Source organism: Mucilaginibacter sp. FW306-07-L, assembly GCF_058782065.1.
Genome location: NZ_JBYSXI010000003.1, coordinates 738933 through 758451, shown reverse-complemented (window position 1 = coordinate 758451; position 19519 = coordinate 738933). Strand labels below are relative to the sequence as shown.

Genomic DNA, 19519 nt, shown 5'->3' with positions numbered 1-19519 from the left:
GCAGATTAATGATCTAAGTACTCCCTCGGCATTCGAACTGCCTATCTAAAACTTGTTAGCGGCGCGGCATGCAGAATTGATAAGAATGATGCGCATGGATGGCGGAGACAGGCTTTTATTAATTATTGTAAATGCTGATCTGGACGTTTTCAGGAACGGCCCTTTCTCCATTGTCCAAAAAAATACTGTAAGTATGTGTGATAATCGTATGGCCATTGAGGTGCGCCTGTGTATCCGGTAGATCATCAGTTTTAACTGACGGAGATTATACTAGAGAGGTATCATTAGTACTATTTAACAGCTGTCCAAAAGCGAATATCCCTTTAAAGGTTAGTAATTATTAACCAGCCTCTTGCAAATAAGTTTTCAGGAGCTCTATTCTTCGCATTAAGGAAGGCGGTCAGCTGTAAGGCAGTTTTAAAATTTGAAGACGAATTTGTAGTTACATCAATTTGAAACTTAAAATGATTCCGTCGCTTATTCAAGCCTATGGATAATCAATCAAATCTTAGTTATAACCATATCTCTCCTCGATTTCGATTATTATAATTATAATACATTTGATTATTATAATTTTACTACATTTAATTATTATAATTTAAACACTACTGATAATCATAATAAGAGCACGTATCATTAAACAGATGGGTGCATAATGACCATATAGAGCAAAGATGGCAACACCAGCAGAAAAATTAGCCGATGCATTAGACGTATTGCATGACCTACAAAATAAAGGTTTGGTAACCATTCATACCAATGACATTAGCACTGTTTACAGGCAGCGATTAACCAAGAATGGCTTTCTTAAAGAGGTACTCAAAGGCTGGTATATTCCATCAAGCCCAGACGAAATGCAGGGTGACAGCACTTCCTGGTATGCTAATTATTGGGAATTTTGCAGCCGGTATATCAGCGAAAAGTATGGTGATGAATATATCCTTTCCGCTGATTATTCATTGCAACTTCATTCTGGGAACCAAACGGTGCCAGCTCAGTTACTGATCCGCGCGCCTGATGCTTCTAACTTTAAAACAGACTTGCCTTACCATACCTCTCTATTTCATATGAGAGGCGAACTGCCGGCAGTTGAACTCAGAGAAAAGCAAAATGGTATAATGGTATATACCTTGCCTGCTGCAGTGGTATTTTGTAGTCAATCGATATTTACTCAAAGTCCAACGGACGCGCGTGCAGCCCTGGCTTTAATAGGCGCTTCCTCCGAAGTGCTGACTATTCTGTTAAACGGGGGCCATACCACTATTGCCGGGAGATTAGCCGGTGCGTTCCGGAATATAGGCCGCGAAAGGTTCGCAAACGATCTGTTGAAAGCCATGAAAGCCGCTGGCTATGATATCAGGGAAACCGACCCTTTTGAAACCAAGATTGACGTGGACCTGTCGTTCAAAGAGCGTTCACCTTATGCGAATAGAATCAGGTTGATGTGGAATACCATGCGCGATGCAGTAATAGCCGTTTTCCCCAAGGCCCTTGGTATACCAAAGGATAAAGAAGCCTATCTTAAATCGGTCGAGGAAGTATATGTCACTGATGCCTATCACTCTTTATCCATTGAAAGATATCGGGTTACACCTGAACTGATTGAAAAAGTCCGTAGTGGGCAGTGGAACAGCGAAGGCAACAAAGAAGACCGCGGGCAAAAAGATGCCATGGCAGCACGCGGTTACTGGCAGGCATTTCAGGTAGTTAAAGAAAGTATCCGAAAGATAATAGAAGGCGCAAATTCCGGAACTATTGCCGACGAAGAACACCAGGATTGGTACCGAGAATTGTTTGGGCCGAGCGTGACAGCTGGCATATTAAAGGCTGGTGACCTGGCAGGTTACCGGACAAACCAGGTTTATATCGGCGGCTCTAAGCATGTGCCATTAAATGTAACAGCCCTGAGGGATGCAATGCCGTTATTGTTTGAACTTTTAGCCGTTGAGCCGGAAGCATCAGTAAGGACAGTATTGGGACATTTCGTTTTTGTAAACATTCATCCTTACATGGATGGAAATGGCCGGATGGGTAGGTTTATGATGAACGTTATGCTGTCCTCTGGTGGGTATCCCTGGACGGTTATTCCGGTTGAAAAGCGGGCTGAATATATGAGTTGCCTGGAAACAGCCAGCGTAACCGGTGATATTACACCTTTTGCAAAATTCGTAGCACAGTTAGTACAACTGGGTATGGATGGAAAACCGGCTGCTACTTTAAAGGATTTTATTTAAAATTCTAATTGTGCAAGCGCCGCTTGCACAATTAGAATCCATATTAAACGCGAACTCTTCTTGCAATACGTTTGGCAGGATTGACATTTCGTCTGCTTTTCGGTTCATCAAAATTCATCAGCATATCTGCCATTTCTTTTTTGGTCTCACTTTGAAATCCGGCCCAATAATTTTGAGTTGTTGCAAGAGTAGTATGACCTAATGCTTCCTGGGCAAACTCCATTCCTTGTCGTCTGGTGACTTGTGTGGTAAATGAGTGCCTGGCTTCCATCGTGCCCTTGATTTCCATTCCATTGGCATTGGCCAGTTTTTTCATGTGCTGGTTAATAAAGCGAACGAAGTTTTGATTGGCTTTATGACGTTCTTTAGCGTCCATGCCGGGGGTAAAAACTGGAAAAACATAATCACTCGGCTTCCCTCTTTTATTTCCGTATCTTTCAAATACCTCTTTTACATATTCAGTAATCGGCACAATGATCGGTTTAGGATCTTCTTTGGTCGTCCTTATCGTTTTATGTCTTAGGAATGAGAAGTAAGTCCCGTGTAGATCCCTGAACTTTAATTCAGAAATATCCCGGATATTCATTCCATTGCACTGATAGCTAAAGAACCAGAAGGCTTTCGCTTTTTCCTGGAAGATATTGCCTTTTACATCTGCGTTGAACAGCTTTTTAAGATCTGGAGCTTCAATTGCTTTTTTGGTATTTTTACCGGTGGGAATCTTGTATTTTTTGAAGGGATAAATTTCCCTGTCAATAATACCATCTTCTATGGCTTGGTTAAATATCTTCCGGGTGGTACGCAGGTAGATTCCAACAGTTGTCCTGCTTCTATCCTGGGCGATCATCCAGTTTTCATACTTATTAAGGAATTCGGGTGTGATCATGTCAAACGTTATCACCTCGATCGGATTTCTACGGGTGTCATTAATAAATTCCCTAATAGAATTAATGCTACAGAGATAACTGGAAGATGTACCTGTTTGGCTATTTTTATCGAGTTCCTTAATATAGTTATTGTAATGATCGATAATGTTCGTCAGAGATTGTTTGGTTGCGAACAACATTTTCTCGAATTTTTCAAAAGTGAAGATTTTCAGATCATCAACCACTTCGTTAGCCCTTGCTTCGATTGAGTTGAGTTCGATTTTTAAATCTTTCAAACGATCCCCCTTTGGCTTAGCCGATTTATATGAATCCTCAAAATCTTCAGCCGTAACATATGTGCCTGTATTGAATAGCCTTTGTCTGCCGTAAAAAACTTGAATTTTCACAGGGTAGGTACCGTCAGATAACTCTCTTCTAGTATCGAGATATAGTGAAATAAGCGCCTTTTTTTCGATCTTTTCCATTTTTTCACAAAAATTTGCATACTTTATTTTTCAAATATACGAATTATGTGCTTTTTTGATATCATTAAGGCACATTTTGCCTCCAAAAATTTGCATATTATTTGCATATTTTTGACCAAAATAACGATAAATAACGATAAATATCGGCAAACCCAAAACACTTAAAATGCTGTATATCAGTAAATAATAAAAATAAACAAATATCGGAAAACGCCATTTTCTGACTGTTAATCAGAGGGTCGCTGGTTCGAGCCCAGCCTCAGGAGCCTCAGGCCCCGCATGTCCGCGGGGCTTTTTTTATGCCTAATAGGTTCATTTCATCCCGCCCAATCTGTCATTAATTTGCTTTTGATCTGTATAATAAATTCAGCTTTTACACATAGCTATACCTAAATAAATAGTTCAATCATCATTTACTTGCATCAAAAACTAACATCCTACCTTTAAAAAGTTTATTTTGCGGCACCATAAATGAACCTGTTTAGCCGCACAATACATCCTGACGAAGCAGATGACGATATTTTGCTTGAACGCTACCGTACTGATAGCGACTTGCAGGTGCTGGGGCGTTTGTATGAAAAATATGTGCCGCTGGTGTATGGCGTATGCTTAAAATATCTGCCCGGTGAGGATGATGCCAAGGATGCCGTAATGGGTATTTTTGAGCAACTGGTAACCAAAGTTAAAGCGCATGAGGTTAAACAGTTTAGGGGGTGGTTGTATGTATTGGCGCGCAATTATTGCCTGATGCAGTTACGGAGCGACAAAAAGATGCCCACCACCGCTATTGATGATAACGTTATGGAATTTACCGCCGATCTGCATCCTGATAACAGATATAATGAGGAGTACATGACGGTGCTGGAAAGATGTATGGATAAATTGCCTGCCGGGCAGCGCCAGAGCGTCGACCTGTTTTTTTTGCAGGAAAAATGCTACAAGGAAATTGTTGATGATACCGGCTTTACCATGAACGAGGTAAAAAGCCATATACAGAACGGAAAACGTAACCTGAAAATTTGCATAGAGAAAAACCGTGAGTAAGCCTGCCGACATAACGAAGCAAATTGAAAAGTACCTAAATGGGGAGCTTGATGCCCGCGCCATGCATCAACTGGAACGCGAGGCACAAAACGATCCGTTTTTAATGGATGCTTTAGAGGGCTATGGCAAGGTGGGTAATAATCATCAGCTTAACCTTAACGATATTGCCGGGCGCTTAAAGCAACGCACCGCCAAAGGCAAGGTACGGAGCATGCTGATGTGGAGATTAGGCGCAGCAGCCTCTGTAATTGTGGTATTAGCCGCTGTTAGTTTATGGCTATATCAGGATAAGCCCGCTATTAACGAAAAAGCTTTAGCTAATGTTGATAAAGCCGAAATAGCGCAACCATCAGAGCTTATGATAAGCCCGGCTCCTTTAAAAGAGGACACGGCGGTACAACTTAGCGTGAAAAAGCCTTTACCGGCGCAGCAGCCGGCTTTGGCAGCATTACCAAGAGCTAAGAAAACGGCTCACCCAAACAGAAGCATTCCTGCGGCTGACGAGGCCTTTGAACCAAACACCATACAAACAACGGATACGGGAATCAGGAAAGGGGCATCGCTTGATGAAATTATTGTTATGGGTTATGCCACGCAATCAAAAAAGAGCGTTACAGGATCTGTTGCTACTGTTACGCCAGGTCGGGCGCAGCAAAAAATATTAAGCGGCAGGGTAACTGACGAACTTAAACAGGCCATACCCGGGGTAGCTGTTACCGTTAAAGGAAAAGGCACCGCTACACAAACCGATGCACAAGGCTATTTTAATATCCCGGTAGTTCCTGATAAAACGGAGTTAGACCTGTCCTTTATGGGTTTTAAAGACAAAAAAGTTAAAGTTAAAAACCAAGATTCTCTAATGATAGCCATGGAACCGGATCAAAGGTCGTTGAACGAGGTTGTGGTGGTTGGCTATGGCAGCAAACACAAAATAAATGAAGCTCACCCGGTTAACGGTTGGGATGATTACAAGGATTATCTGAAAGATAACGCCATTTCTCCGGATGGCAAAAAAGGCACGGTCAAACTATCGTTCACCGTTAACAGCGATGGCACGTTAACCGATTTCGAGATCACCAAAAGCCTGAGCGACGAAACCGACCAGCAAGCCATCGCCCTGGTAAAGGATGGACCCAAATGGGTAGCCGACAGCAGCGGAAAACCTAAAAAAGTTAAGCTCAGCATTAAGTTCAGGGCCGAATAATATTCAGTCTTTGTTTTTTGTTAGCTTTATCCCATAAGCTAACCTCTTTACACCATGAAAAAAACTATAATTGCCATTTGCCTGGCAGGCGTATTTGCCGCCTGCAATCAACCCGGCACAAAAGACGCCGGCAACTCATCAGCCGGAAAAAACGAACAGCTTGCCAAACTTTTTGATAATTATTACGAAGCTTATTTAAAGCTGGACCCGATTACGGCTACTTATATTGGCGACCCGCGCTACAACGGCGAGCTGCCGAATACATTGTCTGTGGATTATTTAAAAAAATCAGAAAGCTTTTACAAAGCCTACCTTGATAGTGTAAAAACATTTAACCGCGAGGAATTAAGCGATAACGACAAGTTATCCTACGACATTTTTGTGTACGAGGCTCAAACCGCGCTGGATGGGTTTAAACACCATCTGGAGTATTTACCTTTTAACCAGATGTACGCCCTACCGTTAACCATGGGGCAATTTGGCTCGGGCGCGGCGGCACAGCCGTTTAAAACCGTTAAAGATTATAATGACTGGCTGAAAAGGCTCAGCGCTTTTTCTGTTTGGGCCGATACCGCTATTACCAATTTTGATAAGGGCATAAAAACCGGTGTGATTTTACCAAAGGCGCTGGTTGTAAAAATGATCCCGCAGATGGAAAGCTTCGTGGTAACCTCGCCCGAAAAGAGCCTGTTTTACGATCCTATTAAAAACCTGCCAAAAAACATCGCCAAAGTTGATGCTGATAAGCTTACCGCCGACTATAAAAAAGCGATTATGGAAGTGGCCGTACCTGCGTACAAAAAGCTGGCCGTGTACCTTAAAAATAATTACCTGCCGCACACCCGCAGCACATCGGGCTTATCATCGGTAACTGATGGCGCGGCTAAGTATGCCTACCTGGTAAAACAGCAAACCTCAACAGACAGGACTCCGGAGCAGATCTACCAAACCGGCCTGAGTGAGGTGGCCCGCATTAAAGGGCAAATGGACAGCATTAAAACACTGGTTGGCTTTAAAGGCGACATGAAGGCCTTTTTTGAGTACATGAAAACCAACCCTAAATTTGTGCCTTACAAAACCCCTCAGGAGGTGCTGGCCGCTTTTGAGAATATTCATCAGCGCATGAAACCGAACCTGAAAAAAATGTTTAGCCATGAACCTAAAACACCTTTCGTTATCAGGCAAACAGAGGCATTCCGGGCGGCATCCGCAAGCGCGGAGTATAATCCCGGATCGGCAGACGGCACACGTCCAGGTATTTTTTATGTACCGATACTGGATGCCAAAACTTTCAATGTAACCTCGGGCATGGAATCGCTGTTTTTGCATGAGGCCATACCAGGACACCACTACCAGATCTCGCTTACGTATGAGAATAAGGATTTGCCCAAATTCCGTCGTTTTTTAGTGTTTGAGAATGCTTATGCCGAAGGCTGGGCACTGTATTGCGAATCGTTAGGTAAAGAATTAGGCCTGTATACCGACCCATATCAGCACATGGGCGCTTTGGGCGATGAAATGCACCGCGCCATCAGGCTGGTGGTTGATGTGGCCATACACACCAAAGGCATGACGCGCGAACAAGCCATTAAGTATATGATGGATAACGAGGCTATTGGCGAGCAGGGTGCCACGGCAGAAATTGAGCGTTACATGGGTATACCGGCACAGGCCTTAGGCTATAAAACCGGTGCGCTTAAAATACGCGAACTGCGTACCAAATACGAAAAGCAAATGGGCGGCAAATTTAACCTTGCCGAGTTCCATAACCAGGTACTCAAAGATGGCGCTATGCCGCTCAGCGTACTCGAAACCAAAATGGATGCCTGGGCAGCCAAGCAATAAAACAGCAAAGCCACCTTTGCCGGGTGGCTTTTTTGCTGCTATACTTTGATGATGATCTTCCGTTTGTAAAGCACCCACATAATTACCCATATCAGCAACACCCAAAACAGGGCCATAGCCAGCGAGGCATTAAGCGGCGAAAGGTAAGGGTCGAACAATATTTTGTTAAGGTTGAGCTTGCCCAGGTAATGCGGTATATACATGGATAGTATGTAAGCCGTAATGGCATTCACTCCAAAGGGTATAAAAAAGCCGGTGAAACGGGTACGGCCATTTACATCGATCAGCCAGTAGCTTATGCCGAGGGCAATGGTAGCCAGTCCGCCGGTGTACAATACAAAGGAGCTTGTCCACAGCGATTTATTGATCGGAAAGAACATGTCCCATATCAGCGCCAGCACTACGGCAGCAACCCCATAGGTAAGCATCCAGGTTACTTTCACGCTATCTTCGGTATCTTTTTGTTTAAGCCATGAGCCTACCCTGATGCCGAACAGGCCGGTGGCTATGGCCGGCAGGGTACCCAGCAAACCTTCCGGGTCCCAGGTGCGCGCCTGGCTCCATAAGTGGCTTTCGGTAAATACGGTACGGTCAAGCCAGGCACCGAAATTAGTTTCGGGCTCCAGATTAGCCGGGCCATGGCCGGGTACCGGTATAAAGCACATGATGATGTAATAACTGATTAACGCCAGAGCAAACACCCAATCGCGTGTGCGCTGCGAAGTTTTGATGTACAGCACCGTGCAGATAAAAAACACCACGGCGATGCGCTGCAATACGCCCGGTATCCGCATGGTAGCCAGGCCGGGGTGAAAGAGCAAGTGCGTACCCAAACTTATGATAATGAGTATCGCCATCCGGCGCAAGGCCGTCAGGATCATTTTACCATGATTAGCCGGATCGGCCTTTTTACTTTCCATCGCGAAAACGATAGATACTCCTACGATGAATAGAAAGAAAGGAAAGATCAGGTCGGTAGGCGTACAGCCGTTCCATTTGGAATGTTCAAGCGGCGGATAAATGTATTCCCAACTGCCGGGGTTGTTAACCAGTATCATGGCGGCAACGGTAGCGCCACGAAAAACATCAAGCGATAAAAGGCGTTTTGAAACAGGCTGGCTCATCTGAATAGTTTATTCTCAAACATAAAAATAATAGCGCTTAAAAACACTGATTATAATAACTTTGGTTCAATGGCACTTAACCGCAATTTGCAGCAATTGGTCAACATCGCCCAAAAGGATGAACGGCTGGGCATCGGCCTGATGTCGGGCACCTCGTTGGATGGGCTGGATATTGCCCTGTGCCGTTTTGCAGGGCATGGCATGCAAACCCGGTTTGAGTTGCTGAACTTTATAACAATCCCCTATCCTGATAATTTTAAGGATGAGGTGAGGCAGGTTTTTGCCAAACGCCGGGCAGATATGGAAAAGCTTTGCCTGCTGAATGACTATATAGGCCAATACCATGCCGAACTGATCTTACAGGCGCTTGAGCAATGGCAAATAAAGCCTGATCAGGTTGATTATATTGCCAGCCATGGGCAAACGGTATACCATGCACCGGCAAGGCAACACCAGCAACCCGGCTACCCAAACGCTACCCTGCAAATTGGTGATGGCGACCTCATAGCGGTAAAAACAGGCATTATCACCATCAGCGATTTCAGGCAGAAACATATTGCCGGTGACGGCGAGGGCGCTCCGCTGGCTTTATATGGCGATGTGTTATTAGGCAGCAAACCCGGCGAAAACCGTTTACTATTGAACATCGGCGGTATTGCAAATGCAACCTGGCTGCCCGCATCACAAAATTTGGCCGAAGTGTTCAGTACCGATATTGGCCCCGGCAATACCCTGATAGATGCAGCCTGTAAAAAGTATTTTAATTTGCCTTTTGATAAAGATGGTGAAATTGCCCGGTCAGGCTCCGTAAATAATCAATTGCTGGATGCCCTGCTGCAACATCCCTTTTTTGAGCAGCAATTACCTAAAACTACTGGCCCGGAGGTATTCAATATCGGGATGATTGAGAAAGCTATAGCGGATAAAGGTATAACCGATATGAGTCCTGTGGATTTGATTGCTACGCTAACAGCGTTTACAGCAGAGAGTATAGTCAGGTTTGCAAACAGTTACTTAAATACTTACGTAACTGTTTACGCAAGTGGCGGCGGTGCAAGCAATCCGGTAATTATAGCTTATCTGCAACAACATTTAAGTCAAGCCAATATAACCAACACTACCGCCTTGGGCATTAACCCCGACGCTAAAGAGGCTATACTATTCGACCTATTGGGTAACGAGGCCCTGGTGGGAGAACCAACAGCCATTGGTAAAAACCCCGCGGTATTGATGGGTAAATTCAGTTTACCTTATTGAGTATAGCTATATATGCGCTCAAACAAACCCGGGTAACTGGTTACCATGCCATCGCTGTCAATGGTAAGTTCGGCTGTAAAACTACCATCAGCCACTTCAAATTTATAGGTTTGCTCATTAATGCAGGTGTATATTTGCCTGCTTGTAAAAACGTCCTGCGCCATTACATCAAAATACAGCACCTCAATTTGCGCTGTTTGGCCCGGCTGTAATTTGAGGCGATTAATGGGCAGGCTATTGGTAAACGGCGTAACGGCTATATCAACATCAATGCAATCGCAATGCAGCGGCTGGGTATCTGTACCGCCAAGCCAGCCACCGGCAATATTTACATAATGCCAGCTTCGCGGAGTACCGTCACTAATATATTCAATGTAAACTTCTTTGCCGTTCCAGTCGCTATCAAGCAGTAGCGAGTAGTTAACTCCAAACGCCTGCCCGTTTACCGTACCGGCAATGGCTGACGAAATGGTTATATCAGTAGCTGATGCCGTAACCAAACAATGCTCAACCGAATTATAGTCTGTAAGGCGCTTCCATACAATCACTTTCTCTTCCATAATTTACACTAACGCAACCAGCCCGTACTTGTTTATTTTATAAGCTGTAAACCAATATTTTAGCTGCTATTTATTTAAAACAGCAGTAAGCTTATTATCCGTATTAATATATTCCATCAAAATTTTTACGGCCGCTACTTTTAGTTGACTAATGATAATTACGTTTTAGCAATTGCACATTCATCTTGTTTTACTGAATGCTTTATAGCTACCTTTGCACCCATGTTAAACCGGTGTTTGGCCATAATGCTGCTCATTGCCTTGGTAAGTTCCAACTTCTCCAGGTTTTTTGTGTATGCCGGTTTCCAGGTAAATCAAAATTACATCGCGTCCACCCTGTGCGAAAATAAGGCACGCCCTTGGATGAACTGTAATGGCCGCTGTTACCTGATGAAAAAGCTGAAACAGGCCGAAGAAAAAGAGAAAAAACAGGAACGTGAAGACAAGCGCAACCAATTTCAGGAAGCGTTGCCTGCAACCCCGGCTTTATTCTCTTTAATAAAAAGGCCTGTTCAGCGCCAGTCGTTCCCCCGGTTGCCTGCCCCCGGCACGGTTGACCAGGCAATCACCATATTCCAACCGCCCAAAATAGCCTGACGATATTTTTATTATGCCTATAAATCAGCATCAGGCGATAGCCTTTGGCTAACGGCAAAGCCACATTTCATTAATTATATTGATCAATTTTTATTTAACCGGCAAGGCTCAACGCCTGTGCCCGGGCTATTTTACATATCATGAAAAAAATTTTATTCGTGCTGGCCGCCGCGGCCCTTTTTACCTCCTGCAGCAAAAACAACGATAATATTGAACCCGGTTATAACGAGGCCAACCTTGCCCAGCTTTCGGTAGAGTTTGATAACATTGTGGGCGAGCGTACGCTGGTATTAAACAATACCGCAAGCCCCTATACCAACGCCGCAGGCGAAAAATTCACGCTATCAAAAGTTCAATACTTCATCAGCAATATTAAGGTTGGCAAGGCCGATGGCACAACCTATACTGTAAATCAGGACAGCAGCTATTTTTTAATTAACGGCGCTGATAAAGCAACACGTTTTGCCAATGTTAAGGTACCTGAGGGTGATTACACCAAACTAACCTTTACCGTAGGTGTAGACAGCCTGCGCAGCACTATGGACATCAGCAAGCGTACCGGTGTACTTGATCCGTCAGGCAGTATGGAAGATGGCATGTACTGGGGCTGGAACTCCGGTTACATCTTCTTTAAAATGGAAGGCAACTCCGACGTTATATCAAATGACGCGGATGGCGACCCATCCGGTAAAAAACAGTTTAAGTACCATATCGGCGGCTTCGGCGGTTATTCGGCTCCAACCATCAACAACATTAAAACAGTTACTGTTGATCTGACCACAGGCGGTATAGCCCGCGTGCGTAAAGACCGCGAAAGCAACATACATATGCTGGTTGACTTGATCAAGGTATTTAACGGCACCACCAGCTTTAGCATAGCGGCGCATCCAAGCGTAATGTTTGGCGATTTTAGCACCAGTATTGCCGGTAATTTTGCAGGCATGTTCCGTCACGATCATACTGAAAACTAATATCACCATGAAAAAACGAGCATTATGGATAGTGCTGCTGTGTTTCGGGGTGATGCTTTATGCCTGTAAAAAGGAAGAAGCCATAAAGGATACGGTAAATGAATTCCTAGGCTTTAAAAGGCCCGGGAATTTTCCGGAACCTGAATATAAGCTGGCCAATAACCCTGTTACCGAGGCCGGCTTTATATTGGGGCGTACCTTGTTTTACGAGCCCCGCCTATCGCGCAACAACACCATTTCCTGCGGGTCATGCCATATTCAGTCATCAGCCTTTACACAGCACGGGCACGATGTAAGCCACGGTATTGACGATCGCCTGGGGACACGCAACTCCCCGCCTATTATGAACCTGGCCTGGAACAAAGCCTTTATGTGGGGCGGCGGTATATTTGACCTGGACCTGCAACCCATAGCCCCCATTACCACGCATGAGGAAATGGATGAGAGCGTGGAAAATGTAATGGCGAAACTAAGGCTGGTTAATAAGTACCCCGCCATGTTCAAGGCTGCTTTTGGTACCGAGGAGATCACTACCGCCCGGTTTATGAAGGCGCTATCGCAATTTATGGTGATGTGCGTCAGCGCTAATTCCAAATACGATAAGGTGATGCGCAAAGAGGGTGGCTTGAGTTTTACGGCCGACGAACAAGCGGGTTATGAACTTTTTAAAGCCAAATGCGCAAGCTGCCATAGCGAACCTTTGTTTACCGACGGATCATTCCGAAACAACGGCCTTGGCGCAAGTCCTATAAACGACCAGGGTTTGTACACCGCGACCTTGCAGGCAACGGATCGCTATAAGTTTAAGGTGCCCAGTTTACGTAACCTTACCTATACAGCCCCTTACATGCACGACGGCCGGTTTTTAACCTTGAACGGCGTGCTGGATCATTACACGGGCGAGGTACAGGCAACCCCCAACCTCGACCAATTGCTGCAACATACCGATGGCACACGCGGCATAGCCCTCTCAACAGATGATCGCGCCAGGCTTACCGCCTTTTTAAAAACGCTGGATGATACGGAATTTATTAACCGTAAAGACCTGTCAGAACAATAAGAAAGATTCATATGAAAAAATATCTCATCATTTTACTTTTAAGCGTACTTACCTTCCCCGCATTAGCCTGCGATATATGTGGTTGCGGCGTGGGCAGTTACTACTTAGGCATATTGCCTGAGTATAACAAACGCTTTGTAGGCTTGCGCTATCAGCATAAACTACTGATGACACACCTTGGCCCGCTGGGCGAACGCACGCCCCTCACGTCTGACGAGACCTACCAAACCATGGAGGTTTGGGGCGGCTGGAACATCGGCAAAAAATTCAGGGTGCTGGCTTTTGTGCCCTACAATTTTAACGAGCGCACCGCCCAAACCGGCAATGGTTATAAGGATGGTTTAGGCGATGTAGCTATTATGGGCTATTATAACCTGTTAAGCAAACGCGGCATGGTTGGCGAACAACTTATTGTACACTCGCTGTGGGTGGGCGCGGGCATAAAAGCTCCTACAGGTAAGTATGAACCTAACGAGCGCGTACAAGGCAGCGAATCGCCCAACAATTTTCAGTTAGGTACCGCGAGTACTGATTTTACCCTGAACGCGGCCTATGATGTACGCCTGATGGACCTGGGGTTAAACGTAAATGCCAATTACAAAATCAATACCGCCAATAAGTACGATTACCGTTACGGCAATAAATTCACCGCCAACGGCTTGCTGTATTACAAGTTCCGCTTTTTTAAAAAGCTGACCGTTGCCCCTAACGCCGGTGTATTATATGAAACCTCGCAGCAGGATGTAGAGGATAAAAAGTATACGGTTGATGTATCCGGCGGGCATGTGCTTTCATTAGTTGGCGGGCTCGAAGCCAATTACGGCCGCTATTCGGCAGGTGCCAACTACCAGGATGTAGCCACGCAGCAATTAGCCAACAACCGGGTAAGCGCGGGCAACAGACTGATGGTACACCTTTCGGTAGCGTTTTAATAACTCATAAATTTAAATACATGAAAAACCGGATATATATTGCCCTGATCCTAACCGTGGCCAGCTTGCTGATGCAAGCCTGTAAACAGGAGGTCAGTTATAAACAAGTGCGCGATGAAGTTATTGCCATGCACGATAAACTGATGGCGGATGACGAAAAGGTGATGAACAATAAAATGAAGCTGGACACACTGGCTACCCCTGCTTATTTGCTCAAAGTAAAAACGGACCACCCCGAAACGGATACTGCCGCTTTACACCATGAGGCAGACAGCTTACGCCGGGCACTGAATACCGCCGGTAACCACATGAGCGAGTGGATGCAGAAGTTTCAGCCGGAACAAAGCGGTAAAAGCAATGCTGAAGCCGTGGCTTATTTTGAAGGCGAAAAACAAAAAGTGATCCGGCTGGACAGTGTATACCGCTCGCTTTTACAGCAATCAGGCAATTACATCAAAAAGTATAACCTGAAAGCGGATACGGCTATGAGCCATCATCACATGAAGATGTAGTATGAGTTTCATGTAACTTCAAATACCTAAATATAAAGCCACAAAAAAAACCTCTCAAATTGCTCTGAGAGGTTTTTTGTGAGAGCACCTTCAATGCCACCTGCCTAACCGCCTTATTAAGGCCAACTGTTTGTACGTGCACTTTCGCACATAAAGTGTAACAAAAACGTACATAGTTTTTAATTATTCCTACATAATTTATTGCAAGTCAGCAATTTATAATAATGGCATCAATGTAGCGGAATTTATTGTACGTTGATTTTACCGTGATAATATGTTTAAAAATAACTTTAAGATCGCTTTACGAAACCTTTTAAGAAACAAAGGTTTCACGGCTATAAATATATTAGGCCTTGCCCTGGGTATAGCTACCTGTTTGCTGATCGCTTTATACCTGCAAAGTCAGTTGGCTTATGACCGTTATAATGAAAAGGCCGACAGGATGGTGCGTGTTGTTTTTAATGCCCGGATGCAGGGGCATGATATTAACGAAGCCAACGTGATGCCACCGGTAGCACAAACGTTAAAGAAAGATTTTCCTGAAGTTGAGGAAGCGACCCGGATCCGCGCTGTGGGTAAGCCACGTGTAAGTTATAACGATAAGCAATTCAGGGAAGATGAATTGGCTTTTGTTGACAGTAATTTTTTTAATGTTTTTACACTTCCTTTAATCAGAGGCAATGCCGGCACAGCTTTGCTGCAACCCAATACCGTAGTTATCACAAAGCAGCTTGCCAAAAAGTTTTTTGGGAATGATGACCCTATTGGTAAAGTACTGACATTAAAAGACAATGATGTGCAGCTTACCGTAACTGGTGAAATTGATGAAGTTCCGGCCAGTTCGCATTTTCATTTTGAGTTGTTTGCCTCCATGTCCGGCCTTAACGAAGCTAAGGAATCAAGCTGGATGCAGTCCGGTTTTTATACCTACTTGGTTTTACCAAAAGGTTATGACCTTAAAAAACTCGAAGCAAAAATTCCAGGTGTGGTAGAAAAATACATGGGCCCACAGTTGCAAAAAGCGATGGGAGTAACTTACGCTCAATTTAAGCAGCAGGGCAATAATCTTGGCTTTAGGTTGCAGCCTATTACAGACATCCACCTGCATTCCAATTTAAGCGGCGAATTTGAACCTTCAGGTAACATCACCTACGTGTACATATTTAGCGTAGTAGCCGTTTTTATGTTGTTAATAGCCTGTATAAATTTCATTAACCTGTCCACAGCCAGCGCCTCAAAAAGGGCTAAGGAAGTAGGCGTGCGCAAAGTAATGGGCTCAGGAAAATTGCAACTGGTATGGCAGTTCCTGTTAGAATCGCTACTGCTTACTTTGGTTGCCCTGATGGTTGCCGTGGCCATTGTTTACATAGCACTACCGTACTTTAACCTGCTCACCAGCCTAGATCTGGCTTTCTCATTTTTAGCAAATCTGCGCTTTGTTCCATTGCTGTTGTTGTTTGGTTTGGTTACCGGGGTGTTGGCCGGCAGCTATCCTGCTTTCTATTTATCATCGTTCAATCCTGTTACGGTATTAAAAGGCAAAATCACGTCAGGCAAACAAAACCAATCATTACGTAGCTCACTGGTTGTATTTCAGTTTTTTATTTCCATTTTACTGATTATAAGTACTACGGTAGTGTATAAGCAGCTTTCGTTTATTCATAATGCCAAATTGGGTTACGAGAAAAACCGGGTGATAGTGATACAAGACACGTATTTACTTGGTAAACAACAGGGCTTGTTTAAAGAGCTTTTGCAGCAAGACCCACGCATAGCAAGTGTTAGCGCCTCAGGCTATTTGCCGGCAGGTAGCTCTAACAGCAATAATTACCTGGCCTATCCTGATACCCGCTCTGCCGAACTCATCAACTCGCGCCGGTATGAGGTGGACGAGGACTATATCCCAACATTAGGGATGCATTTAAGCATGGGGCGCAATTTCTCCAAACAATACGGCAGCGATTCATCCGCGATGATCATCAACGAGACTGCGGCAAAGGCTTTCGGATGGGGTGCCAACGCGCTTGGGCATACCGTTACCCGGCCGGATAATAACGGGCAGACGAATACCTACACGGTAATAGGTGTAGTAAAGGATTTTCACTTCTCTTCCCTGCATGATCTGATTACGCCGCTGGTGATGACTTTGGGCGGCGAAGGCTCCTTAATTGTAAAGGTTAATTCAGCCGATATGAGCGGTGTGTTAGCCGGTATGAAAAAATCATGGGATAATCTAAAGCCGGCCTCGCCTTTTTCGTACTCCTTTTTGGATGATCGCTTTAACAACACTTACAAAGCCGAGCAAAATATTGGCCGTATCATGGGTGTTTTTGCCGGTCTTACCATTTTTGTAGCTTGCCTTGGCCTTTTTGGCCTGGCTACCTTTACAGCCGAACGCCGTACAAAAGAAATAGGCATACGAAAAGTATTAGGTGCAAGCGTTAGCGGCATAGCGGTTCTGCTGTCATCAGATTTTTTCAAGTTGGTATTGATCGCGTTTGTATGTGCGTCCCCAACAGCATGGTATTTTATGAACAAATGGCTACAGGGGTTTGCCTACAGAATACACCTGACCTGGGTTGTGTTTGCGGTGGCTGCAGTGGCGGTTGCCCTAATCACCTTGCTAACTGTAAGCTATCAAAGTATCAGAGCCGCATTAGGAAAACCTGCAGACAGTTTGCGCAGTGAGTAACCAATTGTACAAAAGCTGATTTCAATTTTCCCTTAACTGCGATTTATATCATTGCGGTTTACCTATGGTTTAAATTTTTAAAAACAAGGTAAAAATAAGTTTTGACAAAACTTGATATAGTTGAGAGGACTAAAAACAAAAAAGCAGACGATTATATGGATTTGATGGGAGCTACTGGGTTTGAACCAGTGACCCGCTGCTTGTAAGCGGCAGATACCCGTTTGCAATAACTTGTCTTTTACGCGTTTTTTATGCTATAAATACCCTTTTTATAACAATAATAATGTAACTCCTTGGTTAGGTTTTTGGTTACCTACCAAAAGTCATTAATTGTTAAACCTTTTGAAAGGAGATCATGTTGAATTTGACCAACTCTGTTTCAGGCAAACTCGAAGATCGCGTTATTCTGTGCTATTCAGAATTGCTGCAATTTTTTTATTGATGTAACTGAACGGACAACGGCATCCTTAATCAAAGCTAAATTCATGATTGTCTCTTCAGGAGACTATAGTAATGATCCGGCATTCTTGTTAACAAGTATTCTGTTAGTATACAAAAAAGGATAATTAAAAAAAGTGGGGTTAAGAGCTTATCATTTTTATAACTTTTTAAACCAAAAACATCCGCATCCATAGTTTTGCTTATTTAAAAGCGTTTTATCAGGATCAATTACTATCCCACCATCTATTTCATTTTCCGGTATCAAGGCAAATTGCTGCAAGACAAGCTCAGAAAATAAATTCAGAACATGTTCTTTCGAATAAATCCTGTGGGCATTGAAACAGATCTTATCCTGTACTCCGAGTGGCACGACAAACAAGAGATTGCCACCGGATGCTAACACACGTTTCAATTCTTTAATAGCTTTTACATCTCCGTCATAGTCTACCGGATCTCCGTATCTTCCGAGTCCGATATGCTCTATAGTATGCATGCAGGAAAGAGACTCTATCGTATTGGATTGAAACGGCAGATGCATCAAATTTCCGCTAAGAGATCGCAGATCAGATAGGTGCAGGTTAGCGGGGCGGTAGTCATAAAAATCCACAGGTATAAAAGCGGACACCATGGAACAAAAATGCAGGGATGAAGATATATCGACATGCTTGCTTGGATTGATCTGCCTGACAATTCTGGCTGCCCACGCAGGATGGTACACGTAATGCCTATCAAATCCTGTGTAGGCCGTATTATCCGCCAGACACGGGTAAAGATCGTCTTGATTTAAAGCAAATCGTTGTTTTGTCTTCTTTTGAGATTTAACCAAAGCCAAATACTGGTCAATAAAAATTTCCCTGGCATCGTGCTTTTTATCCGTTTGGCGCATATAAATGATGTATTTAATGATTATACTCTTTCCGTCTACAGCATTAACCCTTTTAGCAGAAACATACCATAGCTATCGGCAGTATTGATAGTTTTGATAATATCATCTTTCAGTTGTCGGTTATTAACAATTTTGCCGGAAACAGGTGGTGTGATAATTCCCGGATTGACGATCTGCTCAGTAACACGGGTCGCATACCAAGTTACATTCTCGTGCGGAAGGGCTACGCCAAGAATCATTCCCGGGAGGCCATTGAATGATTCCGGGCCGCCCGATACATGTATTTCATCCGTATAAAACGCCACAACATATACAGAATCAAGTATAAGTGCATTGGCTCTGCGGCAAGTATAGCCGGCTATCACACGGGTTTCATCAGTCAGTTTCCAGTTTATCGTACGAAGAGAATCTTTGACAAGATAGGTACGTTCATAAAAATCCTTTTCTATCACACTAACTTTCTTATCCAGATCTGAGTAAATGATATTTATTTGATTGGCCATAGGAGAATCGTACCAATAACTTATACTCTGCGCAGAAGGTGTGGGTACAAAAAGGGTTTTGTTATTGGAAAACGTCAATGTACTTTTTAGTTTGAGGAACTGCGGTTCCGTCTTTAAATATTCTTCATAATGAGGTTTATATTCCATGGACGATGGGGTGACCTTCTTTTTAATTAACGCGAACATATTATCTGTCTTTTCATATTCTATAACCCCATGATGGATCACATGAAGAATCTGGGAGACTGCGATATTACCGTAGGCAAAAAGCATCATCAAAAAAAAAGCACTTACATATTTCATAGA

General features: G+C 43.9%; 16 protein-coding genes. 11 read left to right on the top strand and 5 right to left on the bottom strand.

What is annotated here, in order from left to right; translation table 11 throughout:
• The first annotated feature begins 716 nt into the window (after positions 1-716).
• Entirely contained in the window at positions 717-2234 is a 1518-nt protein-coding gene (locus AC3WJC_RS18545; protein WP_492400609.1) for a Fic family protein, read from the top strand.
• A 43-nt stretch (positions 2235-2277) separates the two neighbouring features.
• On the opposite strand, the gene AC3WJC_RS18540 is transcribed toward AC3WJC_RS18545, so the two are convergent.
• Positions 2278-3585 carry a phage integrase SAM-like domain-containing protein gene (locus tag AC3WJC_RS18540; protein WP_492400608.1) on the bottom strand — a complete coding sequence of 436 codons (1308 nt, stop codon included), beginning with the start codon at positions 3583-3585 and terminating at the stop codon, positions 2278-2280.
• 471 nt (positions 3586-4056) lie between these two features.
• Here AC3WJC_RS18540 and AC3WJC_RS18535 point away from each other — a divergent pair, with 471 nt between their 5' ends.
• The 3 genes from AC3WJC_RS18535 to AC3WJC_RS18525 are packed head-to-tail and all read left to right on the top strand — an operon-like array spanning position 4057 to position 7678.
• Entirely contained in the window at positions 4057-4629 is a 573-nt protein-coding gene (locus tag AC3WJC_RS18535; protein WP_492400607.1) for an RNA polymerase sigma factor, read from the top strand.
• On the top strand, positions 4622-5833 hold the full coding sequence (locus AC3WJC_RS18530) for a TonB family protein (RefSeq protein ID WP_492400606.1): 1212 nt from the start codon (positions 4622-4624) through the stop codon (positions 5831-5833). The genes AC3WJC_RS18535 and AC3WJC_RS18530 overlap by 8 nt, the downstream gene beginning before the upstream one ends.
• A 54-nt stretch (positions 5834-5887) precedes the next feature.
• Positions 5888-7678 (top strand): DUF885 domain-containing protein, encoded by a 1791-nt coding sequence (locus AC3WJC_RS18525; protein WP_492400605.1) that lies wholly within the window; start codon positions 5888-5890, stop codon positions 7676-7678.
• Positions 7679-7716: 38 nt separating this feature from the next.
• Here AC3WJC_RS18525 and AC3WJC_RS18520 read toward each other — a convergent pair whose 3' ends face one another.
• Positions 7717-8802 carry an acyltransferase family protein gene (locus AC3WJC_RS18520; RefSeq protein ID WP_492400604.1) on the bottom strand — a complete coding sequence of 362 codons (1086 nt, stop codon included), beginning with the start codon at positions 8800-8802 and terminating at the stop codon, positions 7717-7719.
• Between the two features lie 69 nt (positions 8803-8871).
• Between AC3WJC_RS18520 and AC3WJC_RS18515 the strand changes: the two genes are divergently transcribed.
• Entirely contained in the window at positions 8872-10059 is a 1188-nt protein-coding gene (locus AC3WJC_RS18515; RefSeq protein WP_492400603.1) for an anhydro-N-acetylmuramic acid kinase, read from the top strand.
• Here AC3WJC_RS18515 and AC3WJC_RS18510 read toward each other — a convergent pair.
• Positions 10053-10619 carry a putative glycolipid-binding domain-containing protein gene (locus tag AC3WJC_RS18510; protein WP_492400602.1) on the bottom strand — a complete coding sequence of 189 codons (567 nt, stop codon included), beginning with the start codon at positions 10617-10619 and terminating at the stop codon, positions 10053-10055. The genes AC3WJC_RS18515 and AC3WJC_RS18510 overlap by 7 nt on opposite strands.
• Positions 10620-10841: 222 nt before the next feature.
• Between AC3WJC_RS18510 and AC3WJC_RS18505 the strand changes: the two genes are divergently transcribed.
• The 6 genes from AC3WJC_RS18505 (at position 10842) to AC3WJC_RS18480 (ending at position 17383) form a co-directional block, all read left to right on the top strand.
• The gene (locus AC3WJC_RS18505; protein ID WP_492400601.1) at positions 10842-11216 is read left to right on the top strand and encodes a hypothetical protein; all 375 of its coding nucleotides are present in this window, start codon (positions 10842-10844) and stop codon (positions 11214-11216) included.
• Between the two features lie 140 nt (positions 11217-11356).
• Positions 11357-12187 carry an MbnP family protein gene (locus tag AC3WJC_RS18500; RefSeq protein WP_492400600.1) on the top strand — a complete coding sequence of 277 codons (831 nt, stop codon included), beginning with the start codon at positions 11357-11359 and terminating at the stop codon, positions 12185-12187.
• Positions 12188-12194: 7 nt separating this feature from the next.
• Positions 12195-13247, top strand: coding sequence for a cytochrome-c peroxidase (locus AC3WJC_RS18495; protein ID WP_492400599.1), 1053 nt, complete (start codon positions 12195-12197; stop codon positions 13245-13247).
• Positions 13248-13258: 11 nt separating this feature from the next.
• The gene (locus AC3WJC_RS18490) at positions 13259-14179 is read left to right on the top strand and encodes a transporter family protein (protein WP_492400598.1); all 921 of its coding nucleotides are present in this window, start codon (positions 13259-13261) and stop codon (positions 14177-14179) included.
• A gap of 20 nt (positions 14180-14199) precedes the next feature.
• Positions 14200-14691 carry a hypothetical protein gene (locus AC3WJC_RS18485; RefSeq protein WP_492400597.1) on the top strand — a complete coding sequence of 164 codons (492 nt, stop codon included), beginning with the start codon at positions 14200-14202 and terminating at the stop codon, positions 14689-14691.
• 274 nt (positions 14692-14965) lie between these two features.
• Positions 14966-17383: an ABC transporter permease gene (locus AC3WJC_RS18480; RefSeq protein ID WP_492400596.1), complete on the top strand. Its 2418-nt coding sequence runs from the start codon at positions 14966-14968 to the stop codon at positions 17381-17383.
• A 598-nt stretch (positions 17384-17981) separates the two neighbouring features.
• On the opposite strand, the gene AC3WJC_RS18475 is transcribed toward AC3WJC_RS18480, so the two are convergent.
• A complete protein-coding gene (locus AC3WJC_RS18475; protein WP_492400595.1) occupies positions 17982-18710 on the bottom strand; it encodes a DUF268 domain-containing protein in 729 nt (242 codons plus the stop codon).
• Between the two features lie 35 nt (positions 18711-18745).
• Entirely contained in the window at positions 18746-19516 is a 771-nt protein-coding gene (locus AC3WJC_RS18470) for a GLPGLI family protein (protein ID WP_492400594.1), read from the bottom strand.
• Between the last annotated feature and the right edge of the window lie 3 nt (positions 19517-19519).